Raw genomic sequence first — 21,070 nt, 5'->3', positions numbered from 1 at the left:
CCGCCATGCGGCGGTCGGCGGGCCGACGGCCATCGGAACTGGCCATGGCCGCGATCGAATCATCCGAAACGCACTCGGGTCACCGTGTAGCCGACATGCTGCTCCAGCGGAACGTCTGGGCGACCCCCAGCAGCGCCAACGCCACCAGACCCGGCCACCACGAAAGGTTGCCGCCCGGCCGCAGGATCGGGGTGAGGCCAAGGCGATCCAGCACCATCGCCGCAGCGAGCCCGGGAAGCGCGCTACCGACGATCCCTGCCACGGCGACCGCACCGGCCAGGCCGGCGATCCGGGCCGAGTTGCCTTGGCGGAACGGCTCGCCGTCCAGGATCGACAACATCAGCTGGTAAAGCAGCACGGCGCCGAAACCGGCACAGAGACCGATGACCGCGACATCGCCACGCGCGAGCACCTGCTCCAGCACGGTCGAATCCCAGGCGAACAACTCCGTCCCCACCAACCGCACTGAGGACGGCAAGACAGCCCCGGCCGTTGGATCGACAACAACGACCACTTCGGCCCCCGCCTGAGTGACACCGTTCACGACGTAGGCGACACCCCACACCGCCGCGCCAGCGCCGATCCAGAGCGTCATCGCGATCAGGAAGGGGACACGACGACGCAAACTCCTCATCATTTGACGATACGAGTTCTTCAGGCCGCTGTCCCCGGCCTCAGCGATCTGGCCCGCCCAAGACCCTCACCGACCGCTACAACATCAGCGACGACACCGGACGGCGCCAACGCAGGCGTTCGACCCGGAAGGCTTCCTAGACCACCTCACTGCCCAGGGCGTCACGTGGTAGGTGGCTCGGCAGATAGGTGCACCAGCACCGCTTTGACGCGTTTGTGGATCTCCTGTTCCTCGGTCAGGCCGAGTGTGCTCAAGATGCTTGCTTCTCGACGGCTCGGACGGTGAGGACCAGGGCAGCGGCGATGGCCGGGTTGTCGTGGCCGGTCGCCATCCGGGCGCAGGACCGGACCGCTGCCTCCCGGGATCTCGTCACCGCCCTCTCCTTGATCAGGGGGCAGGTGGCTGCGTGTCGGCTCAAGCGTCGTCGGATTTGGTGAAATAGGCGGCGCCTTCGGCGTCCGTCGGGTAGTACAACTCGATCGCGACCTCGTCCAGGGTGATGTCCACCGGGGTGCCGAATGTGGTGGTGGTCGAGAACAGCCGCAGTTCTCGTCCGCCGAAGCGACGGAAGCCGGGGCCCGCTCATTCAGGACCAGATCGACGCGGCGGCATGTCCAGTGAGGAACTCGCACGGCTCGCCTCGCTGATCATTGCTTTGCATAACACCGCGAACAACACGAGGAGCTCAGGTCAGGCACCTGATCCACACCATGGCGAGTTGTTCCGGCGCCTCGGCGGATGCGGGGATCTCGATGGTTGCCAGCTCTACTTCTTTATTGGCAAGAAACTGCTGATCCGTTGTGTTGTTGAAGTCGGCCCGCAGGCAAGGCGGAATACTGTCTCTATGCAGGACATCCCTTGTTCGTTCCAGCCAGGCTGGACGTAGGTCGGTAACGAAGACGCTATCGGACCGCTCACGAACAGTGATCATCCGAGTCGAAAGATCAACCTGCGTAATCGTGGCGGTACGAACCTCGATATCCGCGCCTCTGACCAGATAGCCGAGGTAGAACGCGGCGCCAAGAGCAGCGGCTACCAGAAGGCATTGGATTCCACGCAACCAGACGGTCTTCAATGATTGGCTCGATTCTGCGGCCTAGCTCAGCCCCGGTGTCACGGCATTTTAGATGGACTTCGAATCGGGGTATGGGCCGAAACTCTGACCGGAACCGGCCGATGGCGGGCGGGATGTCGACATCGGACCCGGCGTCCACGCCCCCGTTGCCGAGATTGCCCGCCGGGTCAGGTCGGATACGTTGCCGGCCACGGTCGGCGTGGCGGCGCACCTCCGCAGAGTCGCCGATCTAGAGGGACAAGTTCGCGTCCATGACCAAGATCTTTTCGACATAGCGCGGTCGCGCCTCGTACACATGGGCGAGACGGAGGTGAGCTTGCTCCGCTTTCATCCGGACATTCATCCCGGACGCAACGCCAGCACGCTGACCGCTCAACCGACTGAGCAAGTTAGCGGGCAAGGCGGCGTTCTGGCTGTTCAGCGGGTTGATGCTCAGTAAGGCATATGAGGCAAGTAGGGGGTGCCTAGCGCGCAGGTTGAGTTCGTTGTGTTTCGTGCTCCCGGCCGCTCGCCGGGCGGGCTCGATCATGCGGTCCCGCCCGGGGCGCGGCAGCTGTCAGTCGTCGGTCTCGTAGTGCCCGACGGCGGTGTCGGCGAAGTCGCCGACAGGAGTGCCTCCGCTGATCTGTCCGGCCGTGTCGACGACGATCTCGCCAGCCTTGGTGACGAGCGGGCCGACGATGGGAACGATGTCGATGACCTGGCCGGTTTCTCCCAAGATCTTGCCCAGGCAGTGGATGACTCCGGAACACTGGGCGATCTGCTGCACCTTGCCGTCCGGCCCCGGGCCCGACAGGGCGCCAGCGGGTGCCGAAAGTGCAGCGAGGGTGATCACAGGAACGGCGAGTAGCGTGGCGATCGAGATGACGCGCATAGTTTCCCCCTGGTCGAGTTGCTGGTGCTCAGGAGCCGCAAGTTAGCCGACCGTCTGCCAGGCGACCTCCTGCTGCGCGCAAAGGCGTGGCCTGGCCCTGGGGAGCAGAGCAGCCTGATCCGACCTAGGTCATCCTGCGGCTGGCTCGGCGAGCCGGGCTTCCAGGTCGGTGATCATCTCGGTGAGCAGACCGGTGTTGTGGCGCCTGACCACCTGAGGGCCGATCTTGTCGATGCCGGCGATCTTCGTGATGTATTCGCCTCGCGACTGTACGATTCCGTGCAGATCGACCTGTGCCCTGACCAGGGGTGATGGGCCGAAAAGTACAGCTACCGTCCTGCACGTAGCTGTACGCCGGTGGACATCTACGGACGGTTGTTCGAAATCTGCGAACCCAAACTCGTGGTAGATCTTTGTCCGGTTATGGGGCATCATGGGGGTCGCACGCAGGGTTGATCCCGGGCGTGTCTTCAACTTCAGACCGCGGGAGCTCGGGCGTAACCGGGCTGAGAGGGTAGCCAGCGCTACCGACCGCATGAACCTGTCCGGGTAATGCCGGCGTAGGGAGCGTGTGTCAATGGCGCGTGTCGTCGTGGAGTCGGTTGAGGCTCCGCTCACTCTGGATGAGGCGCCGCCGAAGGCGTTGGGGGTGCTCGATCAGGGGGCGCTCTGGGCCAATCTCGGGGTCAGTCTGCTGGGGTTTTCGGGGGCTGTGGCGCTGGTCAATCCGCTGGGTGATCGGCCGTTGAGTTTTGTCGCGGCGTTGACGGCGGCGGTGGTGGGGAGTCTGGTCGGGACGGCGATGGTGGGGCTCGCGGCGATTCCGGGGACGCGGACGGGGGCTCCGGCGATGGTCCTGCTGCGGGGGCTGTTCGGGGCGAAGCTCTCGTATCTGCCGACCGTGCTGAACATCGTGCAGATGCTCGGGTGGGGCGCGTTCGAGCTGTGGGTGATCGCGCAGGGGGCGAAGGCCATCGCGGGGACGATGGGGGTCACCGTGCCGGATCCGGTGTGGGTGATCATTGGGGGAGCGATCACCACGGCGTTGACGATCCGGCCGCTGGGGGCGGTGCGGCTGTTGCGGCGGTACGTGACGGTCGGGGTGATCGTTTCGATGGTCTACTTCGGTTACGTGTTCTGGCAGCGCGGGGCCGAGTTGGGCAGCGGCTCGTGGGAGGCGTTCGCGCCCTCGGTGGACTACGTGATCGCGCTGTCGGTGTCGTGGGTGCCGCTGGCCGCGGACTTCTCGCGGTTCTCGCGGTCGAGCCGGGCCGCGTTCGGCGGGGTGGTGGGCGGTTACACGATCGCGCAGGTGGCCTGCCTGACCCTGGGGATCGCGGCGATGGCGCTGGTCGGCAACGATCCGGCGAAGGTCTGGGATCCGTTCGTGGCGGCCTCGTTCGGGGCCGTCTTCTTCGGGATCCTGGTGCTGCGGGAGACCGATCAGTCGTTCGTGAACGTGTATTCGACCACGATGTCGGTGCAGAACCTGATGCCCCGGGTGGACCGGCGGATCATCTCCGGGGTGGTCGGGGCGTTCGTCACGCTGCTGGCGATCTTCGTGAACGCGGATACGTACGCGGCGTTCCTCGGGATCATCGGCGCGGTGTTCGTGCCGATGTTCGCGGTGCTGGTGGTCGACTACTTCCTGCTCGGCGGGGCCGCGCGGTGGGACGTCTCGGAGCGGGCGCCGTCCCGGTGGCTGATGGTGCTGCCGTGGGCTCTCGGGTTCTGCGCCTGGTGGCTGCTCGGCGCGCTGCCGCAGGTGCCCTGGTGGGAGTCGCTGTGGATGGGCATCAGGAACGGTCTCGGGTTCACCCCCGCGCCGTGGATGAGCGCCGCGCTCGGCTCCTTCCTGGTCGCGGCGCTGGTGACGCTGCTGGTGGGCCGCCGCCGCACCTGATCGAGGTACGGCGACGGGAGACCATCAGCGAATCGACGCGAACGCGACACCGGCGGCGGAGGCGATCACGGTCGCCAGCACCACCAGCACGAGCGGCGACTTCAGCGGGTTGGGCCGCTTCAGCGGCGGCTCCGCCAGGTGCCTCCTGACCTTCGGAGGCGACGGCGACGGCGACGGCGACGGGCTCGGCGTCGCCGAGCTCGTCCGGACCATGGGGATGACCGTCCGAGGGGACGGCCGGGGCGCGGGCGACCGCGTCGGAGTGGGGCTCGGCTCCGGCGCGGGAGAACTCGGGGCCGACGTCGGATACGGTTCCGGCGACGGCAACGGTGTCGGCGTGTGCGGCGGCTGGTACGGAGGATGCGGATCGGGCGGGCAGGGATAGCCCCCGATCCCGATGCCCACGCGGAGGCTGACCACGAGGTTCACGTCAAGGCAGACCTCGATCAGCCCGTGCTCATCCCCATCATCCAGCGAGGAAGCAGCCGCGGGCCCCGCCGCGACGCTCAACCCGACGAGCACCCCCGCCAGCACCACAGGAAGCCGCATCTCAGCCCATCCCGGAGATCCGCTGGAACTCCTGCAGCGCCGCCGAGAACGCGTCCGGCCGCACCGCGAGGCCGCCATCGAAGACCCGGACGATGTCAAAGGTCAGGAACACCCCGACCCCGAGCAAAGCCGCCATCGCCAGCAACGGCACCAGCGTGGCCCCCCGCGGCCGGGCCCCCGCCATGAACGGGAACAGCAGCACCATCAGGCCGGTCACCACCGTCAGCACCAGGATCCCGGTGGGCGGGGTGGCCTGCGCGTCGGCGGCCCGCTGGCGGCGCGCCGAGGTCAGGTTCTGCACCTGCTCCAGCACCGCCATCTTGGCGTCCTCGGTGGTGCCCCCGGTCGTGTCCAGGCTCGCCACCTGGGTGCGGAGCGTGTTCAGCCGGGTGGAGCCCTCGGGGCTGAGGTTGCCCTTGGCCATCACCCGCCACTCCTCGTCGATCACGAACCCGACGTAGTCCCGCAGCTCGGTCTGGACCAGACCCGCGGTCGGGAACGGCAGCGCGCTGGCCGCCCAGTACGCCTCCACGGCCGCCTGGCTCTCCGCATAGGTGTTCTGCCGGGCCGAGTCCGCCGTCGTCCACGGCACGATGATCGCGATCGCGAAGACCAGCAGGAACAGGGCCGACAACATCGCCCCGGCGTGGCCGACGGTGGGGCCGCCCGGGTCCCGGTCGTCGGATCCGCGGTCGAGCTTGCGGAATAGGAAGGCGGCCAAGGCCACCACGCCGACCGCCGTCGCGATCGCGAAAACGCAGGCCACCATGGCCACTCCTCGTCACTTTGCTGATTGCATGCCGTGACATAGCTATCACATTAAGTGACGATCGCAAACCCAAGGTGACTAGTTCAGCACGCCTTCCATACGAAGAAGATGCTCTTTGGCGGGCGTGCCCCCCGCGTACGACCCGATCGAGCCGGAGGAATCGATCGCCCGATGGCAGGGCACGACCAGGCAGACCGGATTGGCGGTGATCGCGTTGGCCACCGCCCGCAGCGCCTGCGGTCGCCCGATCCGCCCGGCGATCTCCTGGTACGTGGTGACGCTCCCGTATCCGACGGCCACCATCATCGGCAGCACCGTACGCGCGAAGGGTGTCGCCAAGCGCAGGTCGAACGGCACGGTGAAGGCGCGCAACTTCCCGGCGAAGTACGCGTCGAGCTCGCGCCGTACCGGATCCAGGCGGCGCGGGTCAGGCCCGATGAACCTGCCCACATCACGATAAATCCGGGCGAACACCGTGTGCTCTGATTCGAAGCTGCACGCCACGACACCGCGTGCCGTCACCGCCAGGACCACGCCCCCGACGGGCGTTTCCGCCGTGCCGAACGCGACATCCGGCGGGGTCTCCCCGACGTAGTTGGGCGCGGTCACGCGAAGCAGGGCTTCGAGGTCCCCCGTGGACACCCCTTGAGACATGGCCCCACTTCCTCTCGCTCTCCCGAGCAGCGTAGCGGAGCCATGAAAAACACCAAGATCACGACCGGAAAACAGGCACGATGGAGGGATGGAGAGTGATCACAGGGACGAATGGGACACCGAGGACGATGGTCTGGCCAAGGCCGTGGTGGCCGCGGCCGCCAACGCCATCGTCGCCCTGGACCGCGACCTCTCCGTGCTCAGCTGGAACCCGGCCGCCGAGCGGCTGTTCGGCTGGCCCGCCGCGGAGCTGCTCGGCCGCCGCGCGCCGCTGGTGCCGAGCGAGCTGATGGCCGAGCACAACGCCGTGCTGGAGCGGGTGCGCAACGGCGGCCAGGTCTCGCTCAGGACCAAACGGTTCCGCCGCGACGGCCAGCTGCTGGACGTCCAGGTCGACACGAGCGCGCTCCGTACCGAATCCGGCACGCTACTCGGATATGTCAGCGTTTATCACCTCACCGAGGAGGACGAGGCCGCGCGCAGCCGGGTGGTTCGCCGGGCGCGTCTCGTCCGCCGCCTCACCGACGTGGTCGGCGACATCAACGCCGAACTGGACCTGCCGGTCGTGCTGGACCGGATCGCCGCCAGCCTCACCGAGCTGACCGGCGCGGACGCGGGCGGTTTCGTCCTGATCGAGAAGGACCGGCTCAGGCTGGTCGGCTCGCACCAGTTGCCCGACTCGATCCGCGGCGCCACCGCCGACCTGGGATCCAGCCTGGTCGGCAAGCTCCTGCGCACCGGCAAGCCGGTCATGCTGGAGACCGGGCACGACGGGCTCCAGGACCTCATCTGGGCCAAGCTCGACGGCCTGCACACCATCGCGGTCGGCATCGCGGCCGTCGGCGGCCGCCCCTATGGAGCGCTCTACGCCCTGTTCGCCAAGCGCAAACCCGGCCACCTCGAACTCGAACTGCTCGAACTCCTCGCCGGCCACGCCGGCATCGCGGTGGCCAACGCCACCGCCTACCAGGACGCGGTACGGCAACGCGCCCACGAGCGCGCGGTCTTCGACGCCAGCGCGGACGGCATCGCCGTACTGGACGGAACCGGCTGCGTGATCCAGTGGAACCCGGCCGCCGCCGAGCTCACCGGGTTCCCCGCGGACGAGGTCATCGGCGGCCCGCCCCCGTTCGCGCTGCCGCTGCCCGGCGAGAAGCTGACCATCCAGCTCCCCTCCGGACGCTGGCTGGACGTGCTCTGCGCCGAGATCGACGAGACCGGCGAGATCGTGGTCGACTTCCGCGACATCACCAGGGCCAAGGAGCTGGAGGAGGCCAAGGACCTGTTCCTGGCCACCACCAGCCACGAGCTGCGCACCCCGATCACGGTGGTGCGCGGGTTCGCCAGCACCCTGGACGCCCGCTGGGACAAGATGTCCGACACCGAGCGCCGCTCCGCCGTGCACACCATCGCGGAACGCGCCAAATCCCTCGGCCAGCTCATCGACCACCTCCTGCTCGGCGCCCGGGCCGGCGCGGCCGAGCCCCCGGTCCGCTCGGAACGTTTCGACCTGGCCGAACGGGTGCACGCGGCCACCCTCGGCCTGCCCGTGCTGTCCGACCGGCACCGGGTCGAGGTGACCATCCCGGAGGACCTGCCGGCCGTGCACGGCGACGCGCTGGCCACCGACATCCTGCTCGGCCAGCTGCTGGAGAACGCCTTCAAGTACTCCCCGGACGGCGGCCTGATCCGGGTCGAGGCCTGGCCGGAGGACGACAGCGTGGTGCTGGTCGTGGACGACGAGGGCATCGGCATCCGCCCGGCCGACCGGGAGCGGGTGTTCGAGCGTTTCGTCCAGGGCGACAGCGGCGACCGCCGCCGGTTCGGCGGGGTCGGCCTCGGGCTTTACATCGTGCGGAGTTTGGCCCGGGCCCAGGGCGGCGAGGTGACCGCGCTGGCCCGCCCCGGCGGCGGCACCCGGATGCGTTTCGTGCTCCGGGTGGACGCCGGGGAACCCCATTACAGGACCGGACTCACCGGCGCGGTAACGGACGGGTAACGGTACGTGTGACCTATCGTCCAATGTTCACAAGCTGTAATGGTCGATCGGTTTCCGCTCTCAGCTAAGCGGGCATTTCGGTCGTACTGGGGTGCGCGGTCCCTAGCGACCCTCAGCGGTACGGGAATACGGGGAGGTGAGTGCGTCGAGCGTCATCATGTTGCCGTATGCACTGGCGAGTGTCGCCGTCGCGCGACAACGCCTCAGCGCCGATCTGCTCGAATCCGGGGTGTACGCGGGAGCGGTCGACGACACCGTGCTGGTGATGAGCGAGCTCCTCAGCAACGCGCTGCGGCATGCGCACCCGCTCGCATCCGGGCAGCTCAGAGTGGCGTGGAGCTGTGCTGAGGGCCACGTGGAGATCTCCGTCAGCGACGGCGGCGCGGCCACGGAACCGCGCGCCGGCCGCCCGACGCTGTCGTCCCTCGGGGGCCGCGGGCTCGGCATCGTGGAATACCTGGCCGAGCGCTGGGGCGTACGGCACGAAGGGGAGTCCACGACCGTCTGGGCGATCCTGCACGCCCCTCAGCCTGCCCGAAACACGCAGACGCGGACGACCGGAATATGCGCGCTGCGCGAGGTCGTCTAAACGGTCCGTAGGGAACGTTCGGCGGTCGTCCAAGCCGTGCTGATCACGAGATAGATACCCGCGGCGAGCGGGAGGAATCCGGCGGCGATCACGCTTCCATAAGGCAACAGTCGAAACAGCCCCGACATCGGCACGTCCGGCATTTCGGGAATCAGCCGCGTCGACTGCCAGGCGACCAGCGCCAGCAGCACGAACAGCCCGAGGAAGATCAGCGAGGGCGCGCCGAACAGTCCCGAATGCGCGACCACCGCACCGAAATGTTCACCTAGTGGTACCCCAAGCGTACTTTGTGCCAGCAGGAGATTCGGCTGTCCTGCGATCGTCGCGGAGACGAACAACCGGTACATCACCAGGAAGAACGGGAGTTGCGCGAGCCCGGCGCCGAGCCCCGCGAACATGGACGTGCCCTCGCGGGCGTAGAGGGCGCCGAGTTCGCGCTGGAAACGTTGCGGATCGCCGGCGAACCTTTTGCGGAGTTTCGCCACGTCCGGGGCGAGCCGGGTCTTCGCCCGCTGGGCGCGGGCCTGGCGGAGACCGAGCGGAAGCAGGAGCAGCCGGACGCCGACGGTGAACAGGATGATGGCGAGCGTGGCGCCGGTCAGATCGGTGAGCGCGGTGAGCAGGTCGTAGGCAGGGGAGAGCACGAAGTCGAACATGGGTGGGAAGCCTTTCGTCAGGGTTTGAACATGACGAAGGCGCTCGCGGTCAGGCGAGCGCCGGGCTTCCCGATGGGGCTCTCGGGCGGGGGCGTCCGGCGGTGCCCGGGTCGCGAAGCCGTACGACGACGGCTTCGACGCCCGCCCCGAGCAGCGCGGACACGATCCTGGGCGCGGCGGCCAGCCGGCCGAGCGCCCAGGTGAGGAGCAGCAGGCCCACGGCGGCCAGCACGCCCACGCCGGCAGGCAGGGCGAGCAGTCCGAGCAGGGCCTGGAGGATCATCGTGAGCTCTTGCCCACCAGGGTGATCGTCACGACGACGGCGAGCGCGATCAGCGCGAAGATCAGCAGGAATTTCAGCGTCGCGAACAGGGCGGGGATCAGGAAGCTGACCACCAGCCAGATTGCGAGAAGGATGCCGACGACGGTCAGCGCGGTTCGGGCCATGACCTCAAAATACGCGCTGCCACCGACAGTCGCGAGAAGATCAGCGGTTTCACGTGAATCAATTACGGCGTTCTAACGGGTTCGCGGGGGTGTGGGGGGCGCACCCTAGTCTGGGAAGGTGACTGTCAATCCCGCCGCGCGCATCCTCGTTGTGGACGATGACCCGACCGTGGCCGAGGTGGTGGCCCGGTATCTGGAGCGGGACGGGCATGAGGTGGAATGCGTCGGGGATGGTGCTGAGGCGCTGCGGCGGGCGCTGGCCAATCCGCCCGATCTGCTGGTGCTCGACCTGATGTTGCCGAAGATGGACGGCCTGCAGGTGTGCCGGAAACTGCGCGAGCGCTGGCCGGTTCCGGTGATCATGCTGACCGCGCTGGGCGAGGAGATCGACCGGGTGATCGGCCTGGAGACCGGCGCCGACGACTACGTGACCAAGCCGTTCAGCCCGCGCGAGCTGGCATTACGGGTGCAGTCGGTGCTGCGCCGGGCGCGTGGCGCGCTGGTCCCGACCGGCACCGGGGTGCTCAGGGACGGCGACCTGGTGGTGGATGTGGGCGCCCACGAGGTCCGGCTCGGCGGCGCCGAGATCACTCTCACCGCGCGCGAGTTCGACCTGCTCGCCTACCTGCTGCGCAACCCACGCCAGGCGTTCAGCCGGACCGCGTTGCTGGATCGAGTCTGGGGCTGGTCGTTCGGGGATTCGTCCACGGTGACCGTACATGTGCGCAGGCTGCGGGAGAAGATCGAGGCTGATCCCACCGATCCGCGGAGGATCGTCACGGTCTGGGGTGTCGGCTACCGCTACGAGCCATTGTCGTGATCATCCAGGCCCTCGCCGTCAGCGCCGGGTTCGGCCTGATCATCGCGCTGCTCGGGGTCGCCGTGCTGCGCCTGCTGCGGCGGCGGTCGATCGGCGTGATGCTGAGCGTGGTCGCGGTGATCACCGTGCTGGCCACGCTGGCGGGGGTCGTGGCGATCACGATGGCGATGGTCATCGACGGGCGGCCGCGGGACATCGTGCTTACCATCATCGCGATCGGGGCGATCGTCGGCGTCGGGGTCGCGCTGGTCACCGCGCGGCGGCTGGTGGCGGCCAGCAAGGCGCTGGTCACCGCCGTCGAGGAGACCACCGAGACCGGCGAGTACGTCGCACCCGGCCGGATCGCGCTCCCCGCCGAGCTGGAGAAGGTCAGCCAGGCGCTCGACCAGGCGTACGCGCGAATTCGCAACGGCCGGGAGCGGGAGCGGACCCTGGAGAGCGCGCGGCGCGAGCTGGTCTCGTGGGTGAGCCACGATCTGCGTACGCCGCTGGCGGGCATGCGGGCGATGGCTGAGGCGCTGGAGGACGGCGTGGTCGACGATCCAGCCACAATCCGGCGCTATCACGCACAGATCAGGCTGGAGGTGGACCGGCTCTCCGGGATGGTGGACGACCTGTTCGAGCTGTCCCGGATCCATGCGGGTTCGTTCCGGCTGGCGAAGGCCCGGGTGGGGCTGGGGGATGTGGTCGCCGACGTGCTCGCGGGCGTGGAGCCCCTGGCTCGAGGAGTGCGGTTGAAGGCGGACGTGGAGCCAGTTCTACCGGTTCACGCCGATCCGGGGGCGATCGGGCGGGCGCTGCGCAACCTGCTGGTCAATGCGATCCGGCATACCCCGTCGGATGGTTCGGTATCGATCAGGGCGGTGACGGACGGGGAGATGGTGAGTTTGTCGGTCCTGGATGCGTGTGGGGGTATTCCGGCGGAGGATCTGGCGCGGGTCTTCGATGTGGCCTTTCGTGGCGAGCTGGCCCGCACGCCTGGGCCCGACGGCGGCGGGCTCGGTCTGGCGATCACGAAAGGCCTGGTCGAGGCGCACGGCGGCACGGTCACCGTGGCGAACGAAGGCCCAGGCTGCCGCTTCGAGATCCGCCTGCCGACAGCCCGACTCTGACGATCAGAACGCATCCGACATAGCGCGAAATGTCGGGCAGGGCCAGCGCCACATGCAACTGCGGCAGCGCAGGATCGGGTGCGCGGTATCGCTGGTGATGCCGCCCGCATCCCGCGGCTGATGCAGATCGAGCAGGCGCAGCCCGAGCTCGACGAAGCTGAGCACTTCCTCCCGCGCCCCGGCCAGGAAATCCAGATCCTCGACCGCCAGCTTCGCCTTGATCGGCACATACCCCTCACGATTGACGAGCGAGCGCAACGTCGCCGACGACTCCCGCCACGAGGTCGCCTTGTCGGTCCTGACCTGGATGAGCTCCAGCCGTTCCCGCAGGCGGCGGCGCAGCGGGTCTTCCGGAAGTTCTGTGTTCATGCGTGCTGTGGGCCCCGGTGACAGCCAGGGCCCTTCCCCCTTCCGGCCAGGCCGGTATCGTAGTGTCAAGCTTCGCGCACTCTGCGTTTACGCGGGGCCGAAATCGGGGACAAAGGGCGAACGACTCTTCGGTAATTCCCAGGAAACGTGACCCAGGGCGGGGACGGCGCTAGTGTGCGCGCTGTGGAGCTCAAAGTCTCGACGCGATCCCACGCCGGCCACGCCGTCATGGCCATCGCTGGTGAAATCGACCTATATACCGCGCCTCGCCTGCAGTCGGAGTTCACCCGCCTGCTGGAGGAGACCGGTCCCGACCGGGTGGTCATCGACATGTCCGGAGTCGAGTTCTGCGACTCCACGGGCATGAACGTGCTGCTCTCCGCGCTCAAACGGCTCAAGGAACGGGGCGGCGTGCTCGAAGTCGCCGCGCCCCGCCCGGCGGTCCGCAAGATCCTTCAGGTGACCGGCCTGGACTCGGTCTTCACCGTGCACGAGAGTGTCCCGGCGGACCTGGCGGAAAAGACCGGATGACCGAGGTGGTCCCAAGTCCGGATACCGCGGTCATCATCTCGGCGCGGGACGAGGGCGAACGGATCGCCGCCACGGTGACCGCCGCCCGCGAGCTGCCCGGAGTCGATCTGGTGGTGGTCGTCGACGACGGCTCGACCGACCAGACCGGCCGGCTGGCCAGGGCGGCGGGCGCCACCGTGGTCCGGCACAGCCGCAACCGTGGCAAGGCCGCCGCGATGGAGACCGGCGCGGAGGCCGTGCGCCTGCTGGAGGAGGGCCGGTCCGATCCGGAAGGACGGCCCTCGCACCGGCACCTGCTGTTCCTGGACGGCGACCTGGCCGAGACCGCGCTGGCCGCCGCCCCGCTGATCACGCCGGTCCGCACGGGCGAAGCCGACATGACCATTGCGATCTTCGCGAACCGGGTGAAACTGGGCGGTCACGGCATCGTGGTCAAGCTCGCGAAGGAAGGCATCAAACGCGCGACCGGCTGGGACGCCACCCAGCCGCTCAACGGGCAGCGCTGCCTGACCCGCAGCGCGTTCGAGGCGGCCCGGCCGCTGGCGCACGGGTTCGGCGTCGAGACCGGTCTCACCATCGACCTGCTGCGCCGGGGATTCCGGGTGGTGGAGGTCGAAGTCGAGATGGCGCACCGGGCCACCGGCACCGACTGGCGCTCCCAGCTCCATCGCGCCAAACAGCTGCGCGACGTCTCCCGCGCCCTCGCCAGCAGGGAACCCACGGTCACCAAGGCGCTGGATTCCCTCAAGCCGAAGTGAAAGTCTCGCTTGGGTGCATCGGCGGCTCACTGCTGCTGACGATCACCGTCGCTCTGCTGGGCCCGTCGGCCATGGTTCCCGAGCTCCCGGGCCTGGCCGGGCAGCCGCCGTACTCGCTGGAGATTTACCCGGACGGCCACCTGGTCATCGCACTGGCCGCCGCCGCGCTCGCGCTCGGCGCCATCGGCCTCCTCACCGGCCTGCGCGCCGACGGCCCTCACCCCCGCCTGCTCCTGATCACCGGCGGTACGGTCGCCGCGATCCTGGCCTTCCTCCCGCCCTTCGGCTCCGCCGACCACCTCAACTACGCCGCGTACGGATATCTGGCCACCCACGGCTTCGACCCCTACGTAACCGTCCCTTCGGACATCCCACTTTCCTGGGTCGAAGAATGGACGCACACCCCCAGCGTCTACGGCCCGCTCGCCACCGCCGCCCAGGCCCTCGCCAGCGGGATCGGCGGCTCCGTCCGCCTGACGGTCTTCATCCTGGCCCTGATCAACGCCGCCGCGTTCATCGTCACGGCCCTGCTCCTCCACCACGCCACCCGCTCAGATCCGGTACGGCAACGCCGCGCCGCCCTGCTCTGGACGGTCAACCCCCTGGTCGTCTACCAGCTGGCGGCCGGAATGCACGTGGACACCTTCGCCATCGTCTTCATGATCGCCGCTCTGGTGGTCGGCTCGCGTTTCGCCGTACGGCGAGGGATTCTGCTCGGTCTGGGCATCGCGGTGAAGGTCACCGTAGGACTGGTCGCGCTTGGCCCCGCGTGGGAGTCTCGCCGGAACCTGCCCAGGCTTGCCCTCCTCGCCGGGGTGGCGACGGCGACGGTCGGGGTCGCGTACTGGCTGGCCGGGCCGCACGCGTTCGATCAGGTCCTCAACGCCAGCAAGTCGATCTCCTGGGCGACTCCCTGGAAACTCGTCCAATACGGCCTGCAGGGGCTGTTCGGGGCGGGTGCTTACCGCGTCTGGATCCAGATCGCCTCCTTGCTCGTGTTCGTAGCTCTGGCTTGGGGTTTGGTGCGCAGGCTCGGCCAGGACACGGTGGCGGTTTCGCTGGCCTTCGTGGTGGCCTGGCTGTTCGCGAGCCCCTATGCGCTGCCCTGGTATGACGGACTCGCCTTCGCGCTGCTCGCCCTGATTCCGGCCTCCGCTCTGGATGGCTTCATAGCGGTACGGCTGGCTGTGCTCTCCTTCGCCTATCTCCCGGCCCGGCAAGCACACCAACCGCCCGATCTGGGCTGGCTCGTGGACGTCGTCAGGGCGCAGCTGGTGCCGTGGACGCTGCTGGCGCTGACGGTGGCGCTGGGGGTGTGGGCGTGGCGAGGCGCAGGGCGCGTACCGACGCCGCCAGGGTCAGCGGCACCGCGACCGTCAGCGCCATCGCCGGAATCGCGATCCCCGAGTCGTTGATCAGGAAGCCGGCCAGGGCGGCGGTGAGCGCGCCGAACAGGCCCGCGCGCAGGGCGGGGGCATAGCCGTACGCAAGGCTGAGCGCGGCCGCGCCCACCCTGGACGGGCGGGCCAGGACCAGGTAGAGGAACGCCAGCGCGACCAGGGAGAGCAGGGTCAGCGGGAGGTTGCCGAGGGTGCTCAGCATCGCGCCCAGTTTGCGGCCGATGACCGAGCCGCCTTCGCCGTCCATGACCTGCTGGACGAAGGCGCCGAGGTGGGTGCGCTGGTTGGGCGGGCGGAGCCAGTCGGCGGTCGCGATCGCGGCGATCAGGGCGGCTCCGGCGGCGGCGATGACGGCCAGCCTGGTGATCGAGACGCGGTGGCCGGAGAGCATCAGCATGAAGACGGCGAAACCGAGCACGAACGAGGGCACTCCGCCGAAGTCGGCGCCCCAGCTGGGCCAGCCGTCGGCGAAGATCGCTAGTAGGCCGTAGGCGAGGCAGAGGGCGATGGCCAGGCGTGGGCGGCGGCGCAGGGCGTGGGCCAGGCCGGCGAGGGCCAGGATCGTGCCGGTGGAGTAGATGGCGAAGGCCATGTTGCCGAAGCCGTAGAAGCGGCCGCCGGTGACGGGTTCGTAGCCGGTGACGGCGTTGACCTGGAGGTGGGAGCCGGTCATGACGTCGATGAGCAACGCGAGGGAGGAGACGGCGGCGACGATCGTGAGAGGGCCGAGCACGTCTCTGCGCCAGGGGCCGGCGAAGGCGGCGGCGGTGATCAGGGCGGCGGTGGCGAGGATTGTGGTGATGAGGGCGGGCATGGGGTTGCTCGCGCTCCACCACGGGATGAGTTGGGCCAGGAAGGTGGAGATCGGGATGGCGCCGCTGAGGACGGCGACGGTTTGGGTGGCGATCAGGGTACGGCGGCGGTGGGGGGTGGATTGGCGGCGGATGGCGATGGCGGCCAGGGCGTAGAAGATCAGTTGGAGGGCGACGAGGGTGAGGAAGAACGGTTCGCGGACGTCTCTGAGGACTTGGCTGGCGAGGTCGGCGTCGGAGAGTTGGGCGATGGTTTGGGGGGTGGTGTCGGGGGTGTCGCCGTTATTTGTCCAGGTGCGGCCGATCTTGGGAGTGGGGAGGGTGAGTTCGCTGAGGATGGTGGCGGTGGTGTCGGTGATCGTTACTAGGGCGTTTTGACGGGTGGAGGTGGCGGTTAGGAATTTGTGACGAAATTTCGGGCCTTGGGCGAGGGCGACGTGGAGGTGGGCGGTGGTGCTCGCGTCGGCTAGGCCGACAATGAGGACGGTGGAGTCTGGGGGGACTCGGTCGAGGATGGCGCCGACTGTTCTGTCAGCTTCGGTAGCGGCTGCTTGACGGGTGTTGTCGTCGAGGTCGCCTGATATTTCGGGGGATGTGGCGGATTGGGATTGGGTCCAGGCGCGGGATAGTTCATTGGCTTCTGCGGTGATGAGGGAGTAGGGGGTTAGGTCGGGGAGGTCTGCGGGTGTTGGCGCATATTTCTGGATATTTCCGGATTTGTCGGCGGCGGCTAGGGCGGCTCCTGGGCCGATCGCGGCGACCTTTCCGCCGGCGTCGGTGATTGTTTGGGCGAGCAGGCCGATTTCCGCTTGGAATGAGCTTGCTTGTTGGAATGCTAGGTATTCATCCCAGGCGGGGATTTTCGCGGAGCCGTCGGGGGCGATGGTCGGTGGTTCCGGCAGGCCGCAGTTGTCCGATCCAGCGCGCTGCCCGGCGGAGACGGTGAGCCATCCGGCGACGGAGCAGGTGATTCCCCGGCCCTCCGGGGGGATCGCACGGGTGGACAGGGAGGCGGACGCGCCACGTCCGACCAGGTCCCACAAACGCGGTGTCCGCGTTTCGTCCAGGTCGCTCCACTCCAGCCCGGGAACTCCGATAAGGACAACACGTCCCGTGGGAGCTGTCTTTCCGCCGGAAACCGCTCGTCCAGCGAGAGGCGTGGTGTCAACTCCGTCGTCGACAGCGATCCGCGAGCTGGTGAGACCCGCCTCTCCGGTGGAAATCGTGGCCTGACCTGTGGGGGTGAGGGTTGTGTGCTCGGTGGAGGCTGCGGCACGTGTGCTGCCGAGGGCGCCGATAGGTGCCGTGGAACTCGAACCTCGTGTGGCATTTGCGCTGTTGAGGGCGCCGATAGATGTCGAGGTGGGAGTTGGGCCTCGTTCGGTGGAGGCGGTGGCGGGGGCCGTACCGAGCAGGAGGAAGGCGACCACGAGGGTGAGCCGGGTGAGGGCTCGGGTGACCTGGGGTGATGGCACGAGGGCCGGATCCTCTTCTGGTGGGGCGGGCCGGATGAACAGCGTCCACGGTAGCCTGCCTGGTCGTGAGCACTGGCGAACCGGTAACGCTGAGCGTGCGGCGGCCCTGGTGGGGTTGGGCGTTGTCGCTGCTGATCATTGTGGTCGCCGCGTGGCCGCTGGTGGCGTACTGGCTGGGCAATCCGGAAGATCAACGTTTGGTCGATCTTGATGTGTATCGGACCGGGGGCTGGGCGCTGCTGCAGGGGCTTCCGGTCTATGACGTGATCACGCCTGCGCCGCAGTTGTTGCCGTTCACGTATCCGCCGGTCGCGGCGATGCTGGCCGTGCCGCTGGCGCTGATCTCCTGGGAGACCGTGCAGTGGGTGTGGATTGTCGCGATCATGCTCACGCTCGGGGTCACTGTTTGGTACGCCTTTCGGGACTCGCTCGGTCGCGTACCAGGCATTCCGGTGCGATCGGGGGGTGGCTCGCCTCAATCACCTTGGATGTCCGCCGTTTTCGTGCCGATCATGTTCGGGGTCGTCACTGTCGCCTGCCTGTATCTGATGCCGATCCGGGATCAGATCAGGTTCGGCCAGGTAGATCTTTTCCTGGTGGCGCTCTGCCTCCTCGACTGCGTGGTCCGGCGGCCCTGGTGGCCTCGGGGCATACTGATCGGCATCGCCACAGCCGTAAAACTCACCCCCGGCGTTTTCCTGATTTATCTCGCTATCACCGCCTGGCGCGACCCCACGCAGCGCAAGCCCTTCTTCACGGCGGCAGGCACCACGGCCGTCCTCACTTTGCTGCCATTTATCGTGATCCCGTCGGACGCCACCGACTTCTGGTTCTCCGCCCTGCTCGACTCCGAACGCCTAGGCGCCAACACCGCTACCACAAACCAGTCCATCCGCGGCATGCTCCTACGCCTGTACTGGCCCGACACCCTCACCACCATCCTCTGGCTCGCCGCCGTCGCTTTCATCGGCTGGTACGGCTTCCGCGCCGCCTACCGCGCCCACCGCGACGGAGACACCCTGACAGCGGTCGCGCTGACCGGACTGATGGCGGTGCTGCTCTCCCCGGTCGCCTGGATCCACCACCTCGCGTGGATGATCGTCGTCATCGCCGCGCTCGCTATCCGCAGGCCGCTCTTGGCGGCGGGGGTGTGGGCGTACTACGTGCTCCCGATCCCCTGGTGGGGGGCCTACATCAAGCTCTGGGAGATCCCCGTGCTCAGCCCCACACTGGGGAAGATCGTCCAGAACGCGTTCGGTCTGGGGGCGATCGCGCTCGTCTGGGTGCTCGCGCAGCGGAAATCGGGCAGGTCGGCGAAGGCTTGACTGTCTCCGCTCGTCTGGTTGTTCGCGCAGCGGAATGCGGGAAAGTCCGCGAGGACCTGACCATGCCTGCTCGTCAGGGCGTCGCGCAATGGAAGGCAGGAAAGCCCGTGAAGGCCTGACCATGTCCGCTCTTCAGGGCGTCGCGCAGCGGAATCCGGGAAGTCGGCGAAGGCCTGACCATGCCTGCTCGTCTGGGTGCTCGCGCAGTGGAATCCCGGGACGTCGGTGAAGGCCTGACCATGTCCGCTCGTCTGGGTGCTTGCGTACCGGAAGGCGGGAAAGTTGGCGAAGGCTTGACCGTGCCGTTACGCTCAGTGGCGTGCTGGTTACCGTTCTGGTCGTTGTCGGGGTCGTCGCCGGGGTCACCGGGGTGGCGATCGGCCTGCTGGCGTTGCGGAACGCGCGCGGTGCGGTCGAGGAGTGCCTCGACGTGCTGGCCCGGCGGTCGGCGGTCGAGGGGGTCGTCGACACCAAGGCCATCCGCGATGTCGCGGTCTACCGCTATGACGCTCTGGAGGAGATGACCGGGCGGCTGTCGTTCTCGGTCGCGCTGATCAACAGCCTGGGCGACGGCATCGTGCTGACCTCGATCAACGGTCGGACCGAGACCCGGACCTATGTCCGCCCGGTTCGCGGCGGCAAAGGCCAGCAACAACTGTCCCCCGAAGAGGAACAGGCCGTGCGGGCGGCCCGCCTGGGCTTAGGCCCAGAGATCGAAGCCAGCCTCGCGTCCGGAGGGTCCTGGTTACGCCCAGGAAATCGCTGACGCGCCGAAGGCTCTGCGGATGCTCATGGGCGCGCAGACCCGCCTGGTCTGGCCCGCCGGCCACGGCCTGCGCCGCATCCCGGTGACCGACCCGACGCCCGTCTACCCGCACTCGCTCCTGTGGCACCGCGACAACCCCCGCCCAGCGCTGGCCACCCTCCGCGCCCACCTTGCCGCCACAGCGGCCGGCCACGACGCCGCCGGGACCTGGACGCCGAACTGGGTGGCCCGGCCCCGGCCCCGTCCGCCGGAGCGCGCGGTTCGTATGACGTCGCCGCTGTTCGACGCGGTCATGGCCGGCGTTTCCGGTTACGTGCTCAAGCAGATCCACGGTTGGACCTGGTCGGCGCGGTGCGCGCGGTAGCGGGCGGCCATTCGCTGCTGGATCCCCAGAGCTGGATCCCCAGAGCTGGATCCCCAGAGCCGAACCCTAGACCACGGCCGCGATGCGGTTCGTGCGGACTGACCGGCCTTCCGGCACCGTCCGCCGAGGCGGGAGCGGCGGGTGTCGGGCTCCAGGCATTGGCATCGGTGGTGGTTCGCGACACGGGTGAGGCTTTTCGCGGGACTCGGTAAGTATTCACATACACCACTTGCGTGAGTCGCTAACCTGGTCGTATGTCGAAGCTCGCGTACCTGGGCCCAGAGGGCACCTTCTGTGAGGCCGCCCTGCGAATCCTGGCGCCCGACGCCGAGCGCCTGCCGTGCGCCAACGTCGGCGCCGCACTTGACGCCGTCCGCAGGGGGGAGGCCGATGGCGCGGTCGTGCCGCTGGAGAACTCGCTGGAGGGCGCCATCACGCAGACCCTCGACGAGTTCGCGTGGGGCGAACCGCTGCTGATCATCGCTGAGCTGCTGCTGCCGGTCGAGTTCTCGCTGCTGGTCCGGCCGGGGACGGAGATGCGGCAGATCAAGCGCCTGGTCACCCATCCGGCCGCGCACACCCAGTGCCGCAACTTCATCGAGCGCGAGCTGCCGGGAGCGGTGGTCATCCACGCCTCGTCGACCGCCGCCGCCGCGCAGGAAGTGTCCAACCCGGAATCTCCGTACGACGCGGCGATCAGTCCGGCCATCGCCGGTGAGCTTTACGGGCTCTCCGAGGTCGCCTCGGGGGTGGGGGACCGCACGGATACGGTCACCCGTTTCGTGCAGGTCTCTCCGTGTGGGCCACTGCCTGAGCCGACCGGTGCGGATCGCACGTCCATGGTCGCTTTTCTGAAGGATGACCACGCCGGAGCGCTGCTGGAAATGTTGAGCGAGTTCGCGGTGCGCGGAGTCAACCTGAGCCGGATCGAATCCCGCCCGACCGGTGATGGAATCGGCCGTTATTTCTTCCATTTCGACTGTGAAGGGCATGTCGCGGACGCCCGAGTCGGAGAGGCGCTTTCCGGCTTGCATCGGATTTGCGGAGATCTACGCTTCCTGGGCAGCTACCCTCGGGCCGACCAAGTCCCCACACAGATCAGGACCGGCACCGGCGACGCCGAATTCGCCGAGGCCGCCGACTGGCTGACGCGAATGCGCGCCGGACAAGTCTAGATTTATCGACTTCC

Annotated in this window: 24 protein-coding genes and 1 riboswitch; of the genes, 13 read left to right on the top strand and 11 right to left on the bottom strand. The window is 68.1% G+C overall.

Annotated elements, in window-relative coordinates; translation table 11 throughout:
- Positions 1-79 precede the first annotated feature (79 nt).
- The 4 genes from Amac_RS05880 to Amac_RS05865 form a co-directional block, all read right to left on the bottom strand.
- Positions 80-634 (bottom strand): hypothetical protein, encoded by a 555-nt coding sequence (locus Amac_RS05880; RefSeq protein ID WP_155353274.1) that lies wholly within the window; start codon positions 632-634, stop codon positions 80-82.
- A 250-nt stretch (positions 635-884) separates the two neighbouring features.
- Positions 885-1,007: a hypothetical protein gene (locus tag Amac_RS57185; RefSeq protein ID WP_281356247.1), complete on the bottom strand. Its 123-nt coding sequence runs from the start codon at positions 1,005-1,007 to the stop codon at positions 885-887.
- A 312-nt stretch (positions 1,008-1,319) separates the two neighbouring features.
- Complete coding sequence (locus tag Amac_RS05870; protein ID WP_155353273.1) at positions 1,320-1,709, bottom strand: hypothetical protein; 390 nt, start codon at positions 1,707-1,709, stop codon at positions 1,320-1,322.
- A gap of 556 nt (positions 1,710-2,265) precedes the next feature.
- A complete protein-coding gene (locus Amac_RS05865; RefSeq protein ID WP_155353272.1) occupies positions 2,266-2,583 on the bottom strand; it encodes a hypothetical protein in 318 nt (105 codons plus the stop codon).
- A gap of 18 nt (positions 2,584-2,601) precedes the next feature.
- Between Amac_RS05865 and Amac_RS05860 the strand changes: the two genes are divergently transcribed.
- Positions 2,602-2,895, top strand: coding sequence for a hypothetical protein (locus Amac_RS05860; RefSeq protein WP_155353271.1), 294 nt, complete (start codon positions 2,602-2,604; stop codon positions 2,893-2,895).
- 161 nt (positions 2,896-3,056) lie between these two features.
- A riboswitch (TPP riboswitch) is annotated at positions 3,057-3,168 on the top strand.
- On the top strand, positions 3,161-4,486 hold the full coding sequence (locus tag Amac_RS05855; protein ID WP_155353270.1) for a purine-cytosine permease family protein: 1,326 nt from the start codon (positions 3,161-3,163) through the stop codon (positions 4,484-4,486). (Overlaps the previous riboswitch by 8 nt.)
- Before the next feature lie 24 nt (positions 4,487-4,510).
- Here the strand turns inward: Amac_RS05855 and Amac_RS05850 are convergent, their stop codons facing one another.
- From Amac_RS05850 to Amac_RS05840, 3 genes are all read right to left on the bottom strand, one after another.
- Positions 4,511-5,035 carry a hypothetical protein gene (locus Amac_RS05850; protein WP_155353269.1) on the bottom strand — a complete coding sequence of 175 codons (525 nt, stop codon included), beginning with the start codon at positions 5,033-5,035 and terminating at the stop codon, positions 4,511-4,513.
- Position 5,036: 1 nt separating this feature from the next.
- Positions 5,037-5,804 (bottom strand): bestrophin-like domain, encoded by a 768-nt coding sequence (locus Amac_RS05845; protein ID WP_155353268.1) that lies wholly within the window; start codon positions 5,802-5,804, stop codon positions 5,037-5,039.
- A gap of 78 nt (positions 5,805-5,882) precedes the next feature.
- Positions 5,883-6,458, bottom strand: coding sequence for a methylated-DNA--[protein]-cysteine S-methyltransferase (locus Amac_RS05840; protein ID WP_246268093.1), 576 nt, complete (start codon positions 6,456-6,458; stop codon positions 5,883-5,885).
- A gap of 88 nt (positions 6,459-6,546) precedes the next feature.
- Here Amac_RS05840 and Amac_RS05835 point away from each other — a divergent pair, with 88 nt between their 5' ends.
- The gene (locus Amac_RS05835) at positions 6,547-8,457 is read left to right on the top strand and encodes a PAS domain S-box protein (protein ID WP_155353267.1); all 1,911 of its coding nucleotides are present in this window, start codon (positions 6,547-6,549) and stop codon (positions 8,455-8,457) included.
- 157 nt (positions 8,458-8,614) lie between these two features.
- Positions 8,615-9,046, top strand: coding sequence for an ATP-binding protein (locus Amac_RS05830; RefSeq protein WP_155353266.1), 432 nt, complete (start codon positions 8,615-8,617; stop codon positions 9,044-9,046).
- Here the strand turns inward: Amac_RS05830 and Amac_RS05825 are convergent.
- The 3 genes from Amac_RS05825 to Amac_RS53515 are packed head-to-tail and all read right to left on the bottom strand — an operon-like array spanning position 9,043 to position 10,149.
- On the bottom strand, positions 9,043-9,702 hold the full coding sequence (locus tag Amac_RS05825; RefSeq protein WP_155353265.1) for a YidC/Oxa1 family membrane protein insertase: 660 nt from the start codon (positions 9,700-9,702) through the stop codon (positions 9,043-9,045). The two genes, Amac_RS05830 and Amac_RS05825, sit on opposite strands and share 4 nt — an antisense overlap.
- Positions 9,703-9,751: 49 nt before the next feature.
- Entirely contained in the window at positions 9,752-9,985 is a 234-nt protein-coding gene (locus Amac_RS05820) for a DUF6412 domain-containing protein (RefSeq protein ID WP_155353264.1), read from the bottom strand.
- Positions 9,982-10,149: a hypothetical protein gene (locus tag Amac_RS53515; RefSeq protein ID WP_170317242.1), complete on the bottom strand. Its 168-nt coding sequence runs from the start codon at positions 10,147-10,149 to the stop codon at positions 9,982-9,984. The genes Amac_RS05820 and Amac_RS53515 overlap by 4 nt, the downstream gene beginning before the upstream one ends.
- 118 nt (positions 10,150-10,267) lie before the next feature.
- On the opposite strand from Amac_RS53515, the gene Amac_RS05815 reads away from it, so the two are divergent.
- Together Amac_RS05815 and Amac_RS05810 are read left to right on the top strand one after the other, a co-directional pair.
- The gene (locus tag Amac_RS05815; RefSeq protein WP_155353263.1) at positions 10,268-10,969 is read left to right on the top strand and encodes a response regulator transcription factor; all 702 of its coding nucleotides are present in this window, start codon (positions 10,268-10,270) and stop codon (positions 10,967-10,969) included.
- Positions 10,966-12,081 (top strand): sensor histidine kinase, encoded by a 1,116-nt coding sequence (locus Amac_RS05810; protein ID WP_246268091.1) that lies wholly within the window; start codon positions 10,966-10,968, stop codon positions 12,079-12,081. The genes Amac_RS05815 and Amac_RS05810 overlap by 4 nt, the downstream gene beginning before the upstream one ends.
- A 3-nt stretch (positions 12,082-12,084) precedes the next feature.
- Here the strand turns inward: Amac_RS05810 and Amac_RS05805 are convergent, their stop codons facing one another.
- Positions 12,085-12,450 carry a hypothetical protein gene (locus Amac_RS05805; RefSeq protein ID WP_155353262.1) on the bottom strand — a complete coding sequence of 122 codons (366 nt, stop codon included), beginning with the start codon at positions 12,448-12,450 and terminating at the stop codon, positions 12,085-12,087.
- 183 nt (positions 12,451-12,633) lie between these two features.
- On the opposite strand from Amac_RS05805, the gene Amac_RS05800 reads away from it, so the two are divergent.
- The 7 genes from Amac_RS05800 (at position 12,634) to pheA (ending at position 21,056) form a co-directional block, all read left to right on the top strand.
- Positions 12,634-12,981: an STAS domain-containing protein gene (locus Amac_RS05800; RefSeq protein WP_155350036.1), complete on the top strand. Its 348-nt coding sequence runs from the start codon at positions 12,634-12,636 to the stop codon at positions 12,979-12,981.
- The gene (locus tag Amac_RS05795) at positions 12,978-13,739 is read left to right on the top strand and encodes a glycosyltransferase family 2 protein (protein WP_155353261.1); all 762 of its coding nucleotides are present in this window, start codon (positions 12,978-12,980) and stop codon (positions 13,737-13,739) included. The genes Amac_RS05800 and Amac_RS05795 overlap by 4 nt, the downstream gene beginning before the upstream one ends.
- Positions 13,736-15,154, top strand: coding sequence for an MptA/MptB family glycosyltransferase (locus Amac_RS05790; RefSeq protein ID WP_246268090.1), 1,419 nt, complete (start codon positions 13,736-13,738; stop codon positions 15,152-15,154). Before Amac_RS05795 ends, Amac_RS05790 begins: the two co-directional genes overlap by 4 nt.
- A gap of 2,337 nt (positions 15,155-17,491) precedes the next feature.
- A complete protein-coding gene (locus Amac_RS05785; RefSeq protein ID WP_155353260.1) occupies positions 17,492-18,751 on the top strand; it encodes a glycosyltransferase 87 family protein in 1,260 nt (419 codons plus the stop codon).
- Between the two features lie 319 nt (positions 18,752-19,070).
- Positions 19,071-19,517, top strand: coding sequence for a DUF4446 family protein (locus Amac_RS05780; protein ID WP_155353259.1), 447 nt, complete (start codon positions 19,071-19,073; stop codon positions 19,515-19,517).
- A 19-nt stretch (positions 19,518-19,536) separates the two neighbouring features.
- Positions 19,537-19,881, top strand: coding sequence for a hypothetical protein (locus tag Amac_RS55875; RefSeq protein WP_246268089.1), 345 nt, complete (start codon positions 19,537-19,539; stop codon positions 19,879-19,881).
- A 254-nt stretch (positions 19,882-20,135) separates the two neighbouring features.
- Positions 20,136-21,056, top strand: a complete 921-nt coding sequence (pheA, locus tag Amac_RS05770) for a prephenate dehydratase (RefSeq protein ID WP_155353258.1) — start codon at positions 20,136-20,138, stop codon at positions 21,054-21,056.
- Positions 21,057-21,070: the final 14 nt, after the last annotated feature.

Source organism: Acrocarpospora macrocephala, assembly GCF_009687865.1.
Lineage (GTDB): Bacteria > Actinomycetota > Actinomycetes > Streptosporangiales > Streptosporangiaceae > Acrocarpospora > Acrocarpospora macrocephala.
This window is presented reverse-complemented; position numbering and strand designations above follow the sequence as displayed.